The organism is Rudaea sp., from assembly GCF_047601565.1.
Taxonomy (GTDB): domain Bacteria; phylum Pseudomonadota; class Gammaproteobacteria; order Xanthomonadales; family Rhodanobacteraceae; genus Rudaea.
In genome coordinates this window covers 713,125-726,748 of sequence record NZ_JASGIY010000001.1, presented here as the reverse complement: position 1 = coordinate 726,748, position 13,624 = coordinate 713,125, and the positions used below count along the sequence as shown (strand labels likewise).

Below are 13,624 nucleotides of genomic sequence, written 5' to 3'. Positions count from 1 at the left end.
ATGGCTGCGCTCGGGTTGGACCACTACAACCTGCGCGCGCCGAGCCCGTTGCTGGAGGATCTGCGCGATTTCTACGTCGCAGCAGTCGGCCTGCGCGTCGGCTCGCGCCCACTGTTCCGCAGCTTCGGCTATTGGCTTTACGCGGGCGACAAGGACGTATTGCATCTCTCGCGGACGCGCGATGGCGAAACGCGCGGCGTCGGCCTCGTGCCGACGTTCGACCACGTCGCCTTCGCCTGCGAGGATTTCGAGGCGATGCGCCTGCGGCTTGCGGCAACAGGCATCGTGCATGAGATCGATGAAGTTCCGCTCACTGGCCTGCGCCAGATATTCTTCCGCGATCCGGCCGGCAACGGCGTCGAGCTGAATTTCGGGACGGAACTGCCGTAACTAGACCAGGCGCAACATCCACGTTTCCTGCATACTTTGCCGCAGGTATGCCGCAATAATCGTGACGCCGGAGGGAAGATGGCGGTTGTCCGATTGGCGTGTCGGGAGTCGAAAGGGTCGCAATGTTTCGGGGTCGCTCGCGGGGCAATGAATCGTATCGATTCTCCAATGCCGGCTGATGCACCTGCGCCGGTGTTCATCGTCGGTTCGCCGCGATCGGGCACGAGCATCCTGACCTGGTGCCTGGGCCAGCATTCCAATCTCCTGCCGCTGGAAGAATCGACATGGATGGGCGACTTCGCCGCCGATGCCGGCGCGCGCCACTGGCTCGGTTCGTCGTGGGGAGACAACACGCAGTTCAAGGTGCTCGGCGTGACGCGCGATGCGTTTCTTGCCGAAATCGGCATCGCGATCGACCGCATCCTGCGCCGTCACGCCGCCGCGTTCGAGTTCGACGAGATGCCCGAAGGCGCCGGCATCGACGAGGTTTTCCGCCTGCGCCGCTCGATGCGCGACCCGAAGCGGCGCTGGGTCGACGGCACTCCGGAGTATTCGTTGCAGATCTGCGCATTGCGCAAATTGTTTCCCGCGGCGAAGTTCGTCCACATCGTGCGCCGCTGCGACGACGTCGTCGCCTCGATGCTGAATTTCCACCGCATCAGTCATTACGAACTGGCGCCAGACCCGGCGAAAGCGTATGTGTATTGGTTCGACAGGGTGAGCGCCTGTCTGCTGGCCGAGGAGGCGCTCGGCAAGGACGTGGTGCATCGTCTGCGCCATGCCGACCTGATCGAACGGCCGCAGGCCGCGCTGGCCGGGATCCTCGAATTCCTCGGCGAGCCGTTCGAGCCTGCCTGTTTGCAACCGTTGGCGAAGCGCATTAACAGTTCGCAGGTGCCGGTCGATTTCCACATCGACAAGTCCGCCGTCGATGCGGAACTGCTGCAACGTGTGGCCGATCTCGACGCGGCGATGCAGCGACCGTTGCCGCCGCTGCCCTCATCGGACGCGGCGTTGCGGCGTTTCGAGGCGTCGTTCGAGGCGCGCGTGCGCGACATGGCCGAGCTTGGCGGTGAACACGCGCGTGCGCAGAAAATCGTCGACGACCTGCACGACGAATGCGCCGAACGCACGCGCTGGGCGCGGCACCTGGATAGCGTGCTGTCCGGTTTCGGCGCGTATCTCGTGCTCCAGTTTCTCGTGCTGGTATGCGCGGCCATTCTCGTCGCGGCGCATCCGCCGCGCGCAGGGTTGGTGCTCGTGTTGCCGTTGCTGACGAGTTTCGCCGGCGCATGCGCCTATCTGTGGATGCGACGCGCCAATTGGAACCATTGGCTGCGCGGGATCGTCGGCAAGACGAAATTGCCGCAACCGGATGCTTCGGACCGTGGCGCGAAGTGCGGGTAGAATCCACCCATCGAAGCGCCGCTTCGCGATCCGGAAAAACGCATGACGACGAATGTCTACGGCCTCGACAAGTGCAGTACGTGCCAGAAGGCGCGCAAGTGGCTGGACAGGCACAATGTCGCCTACACGTTCATCGACTACCGCGAGCACCGCATCGACGCGCCCGCGCTGAGGGACTGGGCCAAACAAGTCGGCGGCTGGGACAAGCTCGTCAACCGCACCGGCATGACCTGGCGCAATCTACCGCCGAACCGCAAGTCGCCCGAGTCCGATCCGGAATGGCTGCTGCTGATCAAGGAATACCCGGCGCTGGTGCGCCGTCCGGTCGTGGTGCGCGGTGGCGAGGTGAGCCTGGGGTTCACCGACAAGTTGTTCGCCAATCTGTTTGGCGCCAAGTAACTTTTGCTCGTCGTTCCGGCGAAAGCCGGAATTCAGCGATTTTGCTGATATGAGACCCGAAAAAGCGAAAGACACTGGATTCCGGCTTTCGCCGGAATGACGGTGGTGTGAGTTTTCCCGATTCCCGATTCCCGATTCTCATGTCCGAAATTCTTGACCTCACCAGCGACCTGATCCGCCGCCCCTCGGTCACGCCGGACGACAAGGGTTGCCAGTCGCTTCTCGCCAAACGCCTCGCGCGCGCCGGCTTAGCGATCGAACGCTTGCGCTACGGTGAAGTCGACAATCTGTGGGCGACGCACGGCAGGGGCGGCCCCGTGCTCGTGTTCCTCGGTCACACCGACGTCGTGCCGCCGGGGCCGCTGGAAAAATGGACGAGCCCGCCGTTCGAGCCGACGGTCCGCAATGGACGTCTATACGGCCGTGGCGCGGCCGACATGAAAAGCGGCGTCGCGGCGATGACGCTCGCGCTCGAGGTGTTCGTGCGCGAACACCCGCAACACGAGGGCACGATCGCGCTGCTCGTCACCAGCGACGAGGAGGGGCCGACCAATCTCGACGGCGTGCGCCGCGTCGCCGAGGAGTTCCGCTGCCGCGGCCAGCCCATCGATTGGTGCGTCGTCGGTGAGCCATCGTCGGCCGAGAAATTCGGCGACGTGATGCGCGTCGGCCGGCGCGGCTCGCTGTCGGCGCGGCTTGTCGTGCGCGGCGTGCAGGGTCACGTCGCCTATCCGGACAAGGTGAGGAATCCGATCCATCTCGCAGCGCCTGCGCTGGCCGAACTTGCGGCGACGAAATGGGACGACGGCAACGACGAATTTCCGCCGACCTCGATGCAGATATCCAATGTCCACGCCGGCACGGGCGCGCTCAACGTCGTGCCGGGCGAACTCGGTGTCGATTTCAATTTCCGCTTCTGCACCGAAAGCACGGCCGACTCGCTGCGCGAGCGCGTCGAGGCCATCCTGCGCCGTCACGGCCTTGATTTCGACATCGCCTGGGATTTGTCGGGCGAGCCGTTCCTCACGCGCGATGGCGCGCTGCGTGCGGCGGCCAGCGCGGCGGCGCACGAGATTTGCGGCATCGAGCCCGAGGCGAACACCGGCGGCGGCACCTCGGACGGGCGCTTCATCGCGCCGCTCGGCGCGGAAGTGGTCGAACTCGGGCCGGTCAACGCCTCGATCCACAAGATCGACGAGCACGTCGCGCTCGACGAACTCGAAAAGCTGCCAGGACTTTATCTTGCCGTGGCCAAGCGGCTGCTCGCTTCATAGGAGTCGCTTGGCGATGGAGAAACATCGCCGGCCTCATTTCGGCGAAAGTATCAATTTATACTTTGCCTCGCCGGGCAGGAGCGGCGTCGGCTTGCCCTGCGCCCAATCCTCGTGGCCCGCGCCGTAGAACGGCGACAGCGGATTGCCGCTTTGCCCGCCCGGCATGTGGAAGTAGCCGTTTTCCTCGTGGCCCGGCTGCACGCCGAAGCGCTCGCTCGCGCCGAACGCCGCGCCCTGCACGCGCGGCATGTTGCTGTCGCCCGGCAGCGATTCGGAGGGCATGTCGATCAGCCTGCCGAGCAGCGGCACCGCCGCGCTGAGCGGGTGTGCGATGTTCGTCTTCGTCACCTCGCCCCAGTTGCGCGCGGCAAGGCCGCCCGGCTGCGCACCGAGTCTGGCGGCGACACGCTGTGCGCATTGGCGCAGCAGGTCGTCCCAGTCGGCGTAACCTGGTGGCAACAGGTACGGCGGCTTCTGCGCAAGGATCGCCTCGACTTGGTGCTCGGCCTGGAACTGTGGCAGGAATTTGAAGTCGGGAAATTTCGCGCGCACCGCCGCGGCGAATCCGCCGAGGATCGCGTCCGTCACTTCGAGACGGAATGCGCGCGCGAGGCGAAAGCCGACCGATTCCGGATCGGCGCGGCCGTTCCAGTCATCGGTATACTTTTTCATGTCGGCGAGATCGGCGGAGTTCGCCTTGGCGAGCGCATCGCGCAGGCGTTCGTGCCAAGGCTGCAGGAACACGGCGCGATCGTCGAGCTGGATCGCGAGGAAATCGGCCGGCGCGAAACGTTGTTTCGCGCGCAGGTCGTCGCGGATCTGGCGCTGGCGCGCGCCGAGGTCGAAGCCGCCGTCGCCGACGCGGGCGTAATCGGGCGAATCGAAATCCAGCGTGCGCGAATTGGCCGTCCAGATGCGCGCGCCGGGCGGATTCTTCACGCGCGGATATTCGGCCGCATTCAGCCAGCCGTTCCAGCCGTTGCCGGTTTCGCTCCAGTCGCACGGCAATTGTGGATCGCAGTTGCCGGTGCGGCGCGGGATGCGCCCCGCGATCGTCCAGCCGACGTCGCCGGCGCTGTCGCCGACGGTGAAATTCTGCGCCGGCATGCCGGCGCGGTTGGCGAGGTCGAACGCCTCGTCGACCGTCGTGGCGGCGTCGAGGTCGAACAGCCCGATGTTGGTGCCGCCGGGTTGCAGCGCGGTCCAGGCGAGGGCGAGCGGCGTGCCGTCGGCATCCTCGGCGAGGATCGGGCCCCACTGCGTCTCGCGCACGGCCAGCGTTTCGTCCGCGGCGTGGTGTACTTTTATCACTTCCGTACTTTGCGCGACCGGCTGCCAGCCGTCTGCGGTGCGGTAGCGGTTCTTGTCGGCCGGATCGAGGTTCACGCGCACCCAGTCGAGCCAGTCGCCGTAGCTGTTGGTGAAGCCCCAGGCGATATGCCGGTTGCTGCCGGCGACGAGCGAGGGTAGGCCGGGCAGGGTGACGCCGATCAGGTCAATTTGTGCGCCGTCACGGTGCGCATCCGGATATTGCAGCCGCGCGCGGAACCAGATGTTCGGCACGCGCAGGGCCAGGTGCATGTCGTTGGCGACCATCGCCGCGCCGGTTTGGGTCAGCGCTCCGCCGACGGCGAAGTTGTTGCTGCCGAGCATGTCGACGGGCGGCGAGATCGCATCGGCGAGCTTCAGCAGCTTCGCATCGACCTTGCGCAGATCGATGTCGCTTTCGGGCGGCAGCGTGGGCAGCGCCGGCTCCGGGCCGGACAGCGGCGCGTCCCACGGACCGCCGCTCGCGCGCAGGAAAGCGAACACGCTCGCGGGCAGCGCGGCCTTCATCTTCGCTAAGGCCAGCTCGCGCGCATTGGTCGAGTCGTTGAGGTCGAAGAACATCGCATCGAGCACGAGCACGCTGTCGGCCTCGCTCCACGGCCGCGGCGGCGAGCCCAGCAACCAGTATTCCCACGGCCGCGAGTGCAGCGCGGCGAGGCCGGCGTTGACGCCGTCGCGGTAGGCGACGAGGTCGGCGTGCTGCTCGGCCGGCATCGCGGCGAGCAACTGCCCGGCACGCGCGCGCAAGCGGAACGCGCGGCGCTGGCGGTCGAGCGGCAGCGTCGCGTTGCCGATCAGTTCGGACAGTTCGCCCGCGGCCGCGCGGCGCATGAGGTCCATCGCGAAGAAGCGTTCCTGCGCATGGACGTAGCCGAGCGCATACGCCACCTCGCTGCGACTCGCGCCTTTGATCGTGACGGTACCGAGCGCATCGCGTTCGACCGAGACGGGATTGCGCAACTGTGCCGTTGTCGCGGCTCCGTTCAATTGCGGCAGGCTGGCGCGAACGATCAGGTAAATCCCTGCCGTCGCCGCGATCAGCACGACGACAAGGACAAGAAGCAATCGTTTCAGGAAACGGATCAGGATAGGCATCGGGCAATTCTAACGCAGCGAAGCGCTGCGCCGGACGAGGGCTCGCCGGATGCGATCCTTGCCCCGACTTTGCGCGCCGCTGTCACCCCGGCGGAGACGACAGGGTATCCCTCAGCCCGTCGTCTCGATGCGCTCCACGCGCTGGAACCCGCGCGGCAGGCTGCCGCCGCGCTGGGCGCGGTTGCCGCCGTATTCGACGAGGTCGGCCCATTTGAGGATCAGCTTGCGCTGGCCGGCATAGACCGTCGCTTCGCCCGAACCTTCGGCGACGACGGCGATGCCGGCGACGCGTTCGCCCTCGGCGAGTTTGGCCTTCGGAATCTCGATCAGCTTGTTGCCCTTGCCGCCGTTGTCGAGCTCGGGCAGTTCGGCGACCGAGAACATGAGCACGTGGCCCGCGTTGGTGGCGACGACGATGCGGTCGCGCGCGGGATCGGCGACGTAGGCCGGCGCGAGCACGTGCGCCGCGTCGTCGAGGTTGATGATCTGCTTGCCGGCCTTCTTGTTCGCGAGCAGCGCTTCGAACTTGGTCACGAAGCCGTAGCCGAAGTCGCTTGCGAGCACGAGCTTGGTCGCCGCATCGCTCATCGCGACCGCGTCGAAGCGCGCGCCTGCGGCCGGCGTGAAGCGGCCGGTCAGCGGTTCGCCGTTGCCTCGCGCGGAAGGCAGCGTGTGCGCCGGCGTCGAATAACTTCTTCCGCTGGAATCGATGAAGGCCACGTTCTGCGTGGTCTTGCCGCGCGTCGCCTGCTGGAAGCCGTCGCCTTCGCGATAGCCCAGCGCCGCGGCGTCGATGTCGTGGCCCTTGGCCGCGCGCACCCAGCCCTTCTGCGACAGGATCACCGTGACCGGTTCGCTCGCGACCAGCGCGGATTCGTCGAGCGCCTGCGCGGCTTCGCGCTCGACGATCGGCGAACGGCGCTTGTCGCCGTACTTCTCGGCGTCGGCGCGCAGTTCGTCCTTGATCAGCGTCTTGAGTTTCGCCGGCGACTTCAGCGTGACCGCGATGCGCGCGCGCTCTTCTTCGAGCGCGTCGCGCTCGGCGTTGAGCTTCATCTCCTCGAGGCGCGCGAGCTGGCGCAGTCGGGTTTCGAGGATATAGTCGGCCTGCTCTTCGCTGAGCTTGAAGCGCGCGATGAGCTTCGGCTTCGGCTCCTCCTCGGTGCGCACGATGCGGATCACTTCGTCGAGGTTGAGGAAGGCGATGCGCAGGCCTTCGAGCAGGTGCAGGCGGCGTTCGACCTTCTCCAGACGGTGCTGCAGGCGGCGCGTGACCGTGTTCTGGCGGAACACCAGCCATTCGCCGAGGATCCTCTTCAGAATCCTTGACCTGCGGCTTGCCGTCGAGGCCGATCATGTTGAGGTTGACGCGGTAGCTCTTCTCGAGATCGGTCGTCGCGAACAAGTGCTGCATCATCTCGTCGAGATCGATGCGGTTCGAGCGCGGGATCAGCACGAGGCGCACCGCGTTCTCGTGGTCCGACTCGTCGCGCAGGTCCTCGATCATCGGCAGTTTCTTCGCGCGCATCTGCTCGGCGATCTGGGCGATGATCTTCGCGCCCGATACCTGATAGGGCAGCGCGTTGACGACGACGTTGCCGTCCTCGGTCACGTAGCGCGCGCGTGCGCGCACCGAGCCGACGCCGCTCGTGTACATCGCTTTGAGCTCGGCCTTCGGCGTGATGATTTCAGCGGTGGTCGGGAAGTCCGGGCCCTTGATCTTCTGGCACAGGTTGGTGATCGACGCCTCCGGCTCGTCGAGCAGCAGGATCGCGGCTTCGGCGACTTCGCGCAGGTTGTGCGGCGGAATGTCGGTGGCCATGCCGACCGCGATACCGGTCGAGCCGTTGAGCAGCACGTGCGGCACGCGCGCGGGCAGCCACGAAGGTTCCTTGAGCGTGCCGTCGAAATTGGGAGTGAAATCGACCGTGCCCTGGCCGATTTCGTCGAGCAGCAGGTCGGCGATCGGGGTCAGCTTGGCTTCGGTGTAGCGCATCGCCGCGAACGACTTCGGATCGTCCGGCGAGCCGAAGTTGCCCTGGCCGTCGATCAGCGGATAGCGGTACGAGAACGGCTGCGCCATCAGCACCATCGCCTCGTAGCATGCGCTGTCGCCGTGCGGATGGAATTTGCCGATCACGTCGCCCACGGTACGCGCCGACTTCTTCGGCTTCGCCGCCGCGTCGAGGCCGAGTTCGCTCATCGAATAGACGATGCGCCGTTGCACGGGTTTCAAACCGTCGCCGATGAACGGCAGCGCGCGGTCGAGCACCACGTACATCGAATAGTCGAGATAGGAGCGCTCGGCGAATTCCTTGAGCGGCAGTCGTTCGTAATTGGCTTGCAGGTTCATGAAATACCGTAGTGCGCGAATCGATCCGCGATTTTAGCAGGCCGGGTCGCCCGTCGTACCGATGGCGAACGTCCTCACGGATGCTTGCGCAGCCTACGTGTATTGCGGAAACTGGACGATGAGCGCCGCTTCTTTTTCCATAGCCAAGATGCCTTTCACCATGCCGAATCGTCCTGCATTCAGCCGGTTGTTGCTGGCTATCTGCGGCGCGCTCGCACTGTCGACCGCCGCCCACGCCGCACCACTCGCGGCCGACACGCCGTCGACCACGACTGCCGGCACTCCGTTCACCGCGCCGGGCACCTGGACGCTGGTGTCCGGCGACGGCGTTTCGACCGTCACGCCGCCGGAAGCCGACCTGATCGTCAAGGTGGTCGATATCGGTCCGGCGAAGGATGCCGCCGACGCGGTCGCGAAAGCCTGGGTCAAGGCCGGCATCGCGCCGGGCTACCCGTTGTTGCTGGTCACCGCCAACCCGCCCAAGGACGGCTGGGAGGAACGCGCCTCGGTCGAGTACGACGTTCCCGTCGCCGACAAGCTCGCCGTAGGGGCGAATGCGTATCGCAAGGGCGATGGCTGGACCGTATTGCTGCTGCGCGGAGCCGATGCGACGCTGGAAAAGCGCGCCGCGCAGTTGCGGCTGATCGACGATACCTTGTTGCCCAAAGGGTTTACCAAGGAGAGCTTCGCCGGCAAGACCGCCCACCCGCTCGATGCCGCGCGGATCGAGGCGCTGCGCCAGTTCGTCCGCGACGCGATGGCCGCGACCGGCACGCCGGGCGTGGGCCTCGCCTTCATCGACCACGGCAAGATCGTCTGGGAAGGCGGCGAAGGCGTGCGCGAACTGGGCAAGGCCGCCCCGGTCGACGCGCACACCCTGTTCGCCATCGCCTCCAACACCAAGGGCATGTCGACCCTGCTGCTGGCCACGCTGGTCGATCAGGGCCGGATCACCTGGGACGAGCCGGTGACGAAGGTCTATCCCCCGTTTCGCCTCGGCAGCGATGCGACCACCGCGAAAGTCGAGTTGCGCAACCTCGTCTGCGCCTGCACCGGCCTGCCGCGCAAGGACATGGAACTGATCTTCAACGCCGACGCGAAGACCCCGGCGAGCGAGACCTTCAAGATGCTCGCCGGCACCGAGCCGACCAGCGGCTTCGGCGAGGTGTTCCAGTACAACAACCTGATGGCCAGCGCCGCCGGCTACATCGCCGGCCATCTCTACTACCCGGACATGGAGCTCGGCGCGGCGTACGACCGGGCGATGCAGGAAAAGATTTTCGGTCCGCTCGGGATGAAGGACACGACCTTCTCGATCCCGAAGATGCTCAAGGCGGATCACGCCAGCCCGCACGACTGGACGATCGACGCCAAGCCCGCGGTGGCCGACGTCGACTCCAACTGGACGTTCTATTTCGCCCGCCCGGCGGGCGGCGCGTGGTCGAGCGCGCACGACGTCGCGCAGTACGTGATGAACGAGTTGAGCGAAGGCGTGCTGCCCGGCGGTAAGCGGATGATCGGCGCCGCGGCGCTGCTCGAACGGCGCAAGCCCGGCGTGCCGATCGGCAAGAACGAAGCCTACGGCATGGGGCTGGAAGTGGATTCCAGCTACGGCGTCACGCTGATCCACCACGGCGGAAGCCTGTGGGGCTACAAGAGCGACTGGATCGCGATTCCCGAGGCGGGAATCGGCGCGGTGCTGTTGACCAATTCGGACCAGGGGCAATTGATGCTCAAACCGTTCCGCCGCCGCCTGCTCGAAGTGCTGTACGACGGGCGGCCGGAGGCGCTGGCCGATGTCCGCGCGCGGGCGGACAACCAGCGCGCCGAATATGCCAGCCTGCGCAAGCTGCTCACCGTCCCGCCCGGTCCGGCGGCGGACAAGCTGGCGGCGGCCTATTCCAGTCCCGACCTTGGCCCGCTGAACGTGCGTCGCGAAGGCGCGCGGATGATCTTCGACACCGGCTTGTGGCGCACCGAAATGGCCGCGCGCAAGAATCCCGACGGGACGACGACGTTCTTCTCGGTCTCCCCGACCACCTCCGGGTTCGAATTCGTGCCGGGCGAGAAGGACGGCAAGAAGACCCTCGCGTTCCGCGACAGCCAGCACGAGTACTTGTTCACCGAAAAGTGACGGGAACCTCCGGCCACGCCGGAGGCGATCGTCGCTGCGCCTGGGGGGCGGCCATGCCTCGCCGGGAAACGAAAACAAAAAGCATGTCGATATAACGATCGCGAATGGCGTGCGGGTCGCATCGGCGTAGCATGAATGGCCGTCTAGACTTCCAAATGGCCAAACTCCATGCCGTCGGATACGCTTGCCATCTCCGCCGCGCGCGCGCCCTCGCGCTGGCGCGAACTCATCGCCCGCGAAGACTGGTGGGCGATCTGGATCGGGCTCGCGCTCGTGCTGGCCGCGGTGATCGCATCGAGCAGCGGCGCGAGCATCAAATGGCTGGCGGTGACGCCGCAGAAATGGTCGAGCTTCGACCAGATCGCCGGGCATTTCGGCGACAACATCGTGCGCTACGCCGCGCTGCTGGCGCTGTGGCTCGTCGCCTTCGGCATCGCGGTGCGCGCGCTCGGCATCCGGCTTGCCCAGTTCGTGCCGGCGTTCGTGATCCTGTTCGTCGCCACGGCGATCGTGTTCGCGATCGGCGCTTGGGAAAAGGCGTCGTACTACGGCCTCGAGCCGCCGCTCGTCGCGCTCGTCGTCGGCCTTATTGTGTCGAACCTGTTCGTGCTGCCGGATTGGTTCAAGAGCGCGCTGCGCGTGGAGTTCTACGTCAAGACCGGCATCGTCCTGCTCGGCGCGGGCGTGCCGGTCGCGCTGATCCTTTGGGCCGGCCCGGTCGCGATCGTGCAGGCGGCGATCATCTCGCTGGCGACGTTCGGCACGATCTTCTTCGTCGCGAAAAAACTCGGCCTCGACCGCCGCCTCGCCGCGGTGCTCGGCACCGGCGGCGCGGTCTGTGGCGTGTCGGCGTCGATCGCGATCGGCGGCGCGGTCGGCGCGAAGAAGGAGCACGTCTCGGTGACGATCACGATCGTGTTCCTGTTCGCGATCGTGATGATCTTCGTCCTGCCGCTGCTGGCGCGGGCGCTCGGCTTGTCGACCGGTGTCGCCGGCGCCTGGATCGGCACGTCGGAATTCGCCGACGCCGCCGGCTTCGCGGCCGCGCAGACCTATGCCGGTTTCGCCGGCCAGAACGGCATTGCGGGCGTGGGCGATGCGGCCGTGCAGGCGTTCACGCTGATGAAGGTGATCGGCCGCGACCTGTGGATCGGCGTGTGGGCGCTGGTGCTCTCGATCGTCGCGGCGACGCGCTGGGAAGCGACCGGCGTCGCCACGCGCACGGGCGCGGGCGAAATCTGGAAGCGCTTTCCGAAATTCGTGCTCGGCTTCTTCGCCGCGTCGATCCTCGTCACGCTCGCCGCGCACGGGCTCGATTACGCGACGTACAAGAAGACGATCGCCGCCGACGTCGTCGCGCCGCTGCAGGGCCTGCGCACGTGGGCGTTCACGTTCTGCTTCCTCGCCATCGCGTTGACCACGCGGCTGCGCGATCTCTCCGCAGCCGGCGCGAAGCCGTTCTATGCGTTCGGCGCCGGCGTGGCGGTGAACCTCGTCCTCGGCTATCTCCTCTCGACCCAGGTGTTCGCGCACTTCTGGACGCAACTGGGGCAGCCATGACGCTGCCGTGGATGCTGGCTCCCGCACCCGGGCGCGAGGCGCGCACGCGGCGCATCTGCGCGAACTGCGCGCATTTCGACGCCGGCGCGAAGCGGATTGAAGCGCAGTTCGCGGGATTCGCCTCGCTCGCTTCGGGTTACGCCTCGGTGCGCGGGGACGACGGATTTTGCGACCGTCACGAGCGCCTGCTCGGCGCGTCGGGTCGTTGCGCCGAGTTCGCGTTGCGCGCTCAGCGCACCGCCGCGTAGCCGCCCGGCACGCCGCGCGGCGAATAGACGATCTGCCAGAGCTGGTCGCGGCGCGCGCGGAACGCCGCCATGCTCGCGGCGAGGTAGAAATGCCACATGCGGCGGAAGCGTTCGCCGTATTTTTCCGCTAGCCGCGGCCAGGCCGCGTCGAAGTTGGCGCGCCACGCCTGCAGCGTCGTGTCGTAATACGGCCCGAAGCCGTGCCAGTCCTCGAGCACGAGCAATCCTTCCGCCGCTTTGGCGATCTGGGCGGCGGACGGAATCATCGAGTTGGGAAAAATATACTTCGCGATCCACGGGTCGGTATGGTTGGTCGATTCGTTGCCCCCGATCGTGTGCAGCAGGGTCAGGCCGTCGTCGGCAAGGCACCGGCGCACGGTCTCGAAGTAGGCGCGGTAGTTCTTCACGCCGACGTGCTCGAACATGCCGATCGACCAGATGCGGCTGAATTCCTCGTCGACCTCGCGATAGTCCTGCACGCGGATCTCGACGGGCAGACCCGCGCACAGTTCGCGCGCGAATTGCGCCTGTTCGCTCGACACCGTGATGCCCACGCCGGTCACGCCGTATTTTTGCGCCGCATACTTGAGCGCCTCGCCCCAGCCGCAGCCGATGTCGAGCACGCGCATGCCGGGCGCGAGGCCGAGCTTGCGGCAGACGAGGTCGAGCTTGGCTTCCTGCGCGGCGTCGAGGTCGCCCGCGTTCTTCCAATAGCCGCAGGAGTAAACCAGGCGCTTGCCGAGCATGGTCTCGAACAGGTCGTTGCCGAGGTCGTAGTGCTGCTCGCCGACCTTGTACGCGCGTCGGCCGCGCTGCATGTTGACGAGCTTTGAGCGCAGGAACAGCGTCGCGTCGTCGATGCCGCCTACGTGCTCGTCGACACGCGCGTCGAGCAGGCGGAACAGGAAGCCGTCGAGGCTGGCCGCGTCCCACCAACCGTCCATGTAGGCTTCGCCGAAGCCGAGCGAGCCGTGCGCGATCACGCGCTCGTAGAGACGCTCGTCGCGGACTTGCAGGTCGGTCGACTCGTCGCCGTCGATGCGGACGCCGGCGAGCGCGAGCAGGGATTCGATGCGGCTGCGTGCGGTATGACGGGTCATGGGCAAGGCAATGATCGGCGGGGCGTTCGGTTTCTATGCGGCTTCAGGATTCCTGGTTCAAGACGATGGCGCTTCGGTCGTGCCGTAGTCGGCGGCGAGGCGCGCGTAGAACAGGTCGATCTTCTCCTCGCGCAGCAGCGCGAACAGCTGGTCCGCTTCCGCATCGCTGACGAGGAATTCGACCAGGATCGGCCTTCGCCGGCCAGCTCGAAGAACTGCTGCTCGTGCAGGCGACCGTGGCGGCCGTAGCCGGCGATCGCGCGGAACGCCGAACCGCCGTGGATGCCGAGCTTTCGCGCGCGTTCGAGCAGCCATTCGTAGAGCAGCATGCCTTT

The 13,624-nt window shown here is 66.4% G+C and carries 10 protein-coding genes and 1 pseudogene; 7 read left to right on the top strand and 4 right to left on the bottom strand.

The genetic code is table 11. The annotated features are described in order from the left end of the window. From QM741_RS03120 to dapE, 4 genes are all read left to right on the top strand, one after another. Positions 1-390 carry a VOC family protein gene (locus tag QM741_RS03120; RefSeq protein WP_415206276.1) on the top strand — a complete coding sequence of 130 codons (390 nt, stop codon included), beginning with the start codon at positions 1-3 and terminating at the stop codon, positions 388-390. A gap of 168 nt (positions 391-558) precedes the next feature. Beyond that, on the top strand, positions 559-1,797 hold the full coding sequence (locus QM741_RS03115) for a sulfotransferase family protein (RefSeq protein ID WP_415206275.1): 1,239 nt from the start codon (positions 559-561) through the stop codon (positions 1,795-1,797). A gap of 42 nt (positions 1,798-1,839) precedes the next feature. Beyond that, complete coding sequence (locus QM741_RS03110; protein ID WP_415206274.1) at positions 1,840-2,196, top strand: Spx/MgsR family RNA polymerase-binding regulatory protein; 357 nt, start codon at positions 1,840-1,842, stop codon at positions 2,194-2,196. Between the two features lie 140 nt (positions 2,197-2,336). Next, complete coding sequence (gene dapE, locus QM741_RS03105) at positions 2,337-3,470, top strand: succinyl-diaminopimelate desuccinylase (protein WP_415206273.1); 1,134 nt, start codon at positions 2,337-2,339, stop codon at positions 3,468-3,470. A gap of 33 nt (positions 3,471-3,503) precedes the next feature. On the opposite strand, the gene QM741_RS03100 is transcribed toward dapE, so the two are convergent. After that, positions 3,504-5,894 carry a penicillin acylase family protein gene (locus tag QM741_RS03100; protein ID WP_415206272.1) on the bottom strand — a complete coding sequence of 797 codons (2,391 nt, stop codon included), beginning with the start codon at positions 5,892-5,894 and terminating at the stop codon, positions 3,504-3,506. A gap of 111 nt (positions 5,895-6,005) precedes the next feature. Further along, positions 6,006-8,247 (bottom strand): annotated as a pseudogene (gene parC / locus QM741_RS03095) (DNA topoisomerase IV subunit A). A gap of 160 nt (positions 8,248-8,407) precedes the next feature. Here parC and QM741_RS03090 point away from each other — a divergent pair. From QM741_RS03090 to QM741_RS03080, 3 genes are all read left to right on the top strand, one after another. Next, positions 8,408-10,381: a serine hydrolase domain-containing protein gene (locus tag QM741_RS03090; RefSeq protein ID WP_415206271.1), complete on the top strand. Its 1,974-nt coding sequence runs from the start codon at positions 8,408-8,410 to the stop codon at positions 10,379-10,381. A 168-nt stretch (positions 10,382-10,549) separates the two neighbouring features. Next, positions 10,550-11,941: a YeiH family protein gene (locus QM741_RS03085; protein WP_415206270.1), complete on the top strand. Its 1,392-nt coding sequence runs from the start codon at positions 10,550-10,552 to the stop codon at positions 11,939-11,941. Further along, complete coding sequence (locus tag QM741_RS03080; protein WP_415206269.1) at positions 11,938-12,189, top strand: hypothetical protein; 252 nt, start codon at positions 11,938-11,940, stop codon at positions 12,187-12,189. The genes QM741_RS03085 and QM741_RS03080 overlap by 4 nt, the downstream gene beginning before the upstream one ends. Here the strand turns inward: QM741_RS03080 and cfa are convergent. Together cfa and QM741_RS03070 are read right to left on the bottom strand one after the other, a co-directional pair. Next, positions 12,171-13,289: a cyclopropane fatty acyl phospholipid synthase gene (gene cfa, locus QM741_RS03075; RefSeq protein WP_415206268.1), complete on the bottom strand. Its 1,119-nt coding sequence runs from the start codon at positions 13,287-13,289 to the stop codon at positions 12,171-12,173. The two genes, QM741_RS03080 and cfa, sit on opposite strands and share 19 nt — an antisense overlap. Continuing rightward, on the bottom strand, positions 13,286-13,618 hold the full coding sequence (locus tag QM741_RS03070) for a DUF190 domain-containing protein (protein ID WP_415206267.1): 333 nt from the start codon (positions 13,616-13,618) through the stop codon (positions 13,286-13,288). The genes cfa and QM741_RS03070 overlap by 4 nt, the downstream gene beginning before the upstream one ends. Between the last annotated feature and the right edge of the window lie 6 nt (positions 13,619-13,624).

What these genes read in the sequence shown, in the direction of transcription:
- QM741_RS03120 (WP_415206276.1), top strand. Translation starts at nt 1, where the DNA reads ATGGCTGCGCTCGGGTTGGACCACTACAACCTGCGCGCGCCGAGCCCG.
- QM741_RS03115 (WP_415206275.1), top strand. Translation starts at nt 559, where the DNA reads ATGCCGGCTGATGCACCTGCGCCGGTGTTCATCGTCGGTTCGCCGCGA.
- QM741_RS03110 (WP_415206274.1), top strand. Translation starts at nt 1,840, where the DNA reads ATGACGACGAATGTCTACGGCCTCGACAAGTGCAGTACGTGCCAGAAG.
- dapE (WP_415206273.1), top strand. Translation starts at nt 2,337, where the DNA reads ATGTCCGAAATTCTTGACCTCACCAGCGACCTGATCCGCCGCCCCTCG.
- QM741_RS03100 (WP_415206272.1), bottom strand. Translation starts at nt 5,894, where the DNA reads ATGCCTATCCTGATCCGTTTCCTGAAACGATTGCTTCTTGTCCTTGTC.
- QM741_RS03090 (WP_415206271.1), top strand. Translation starts at nt 8,408, where the DNA reads ATGCCGAATCGTCCTGCATTCAGCCGGTTGTTGCTGGCTATCTGCGGC.
- QM741_RS03085 (WP_415206270.1), top strand. Translation starts at nt 10,550, where the DNA reads ATGCCGTCGGATACGCTTGCCATCTCCGCCGCGCGCGCGCCCTCGCGC.
- QM741_RS03080 (WP_415206269.1), top strand. Translation starts at nt 11,938, where the DNA reads ATGACGCTGCCGTGGATGCTGGCTCCCGCACCCGGGCGCGAGGCGCGC.
- cfa (WP_415206268.1), bottom strand. Translation starts at nt 13,289, where the DNA reads ATGACCCGTCATACCGCACGCAGCCGCATCGAATCCCTGCTCGCGCTC.
- QM741_RS03070 (WP_415206267.1), bottom strand. Translation starts at nt 13,618, where the DNA reads ATGCTGCTCTACGAATGGCTGCTCGAACGCGCGCGAAAGCTCGGCATC.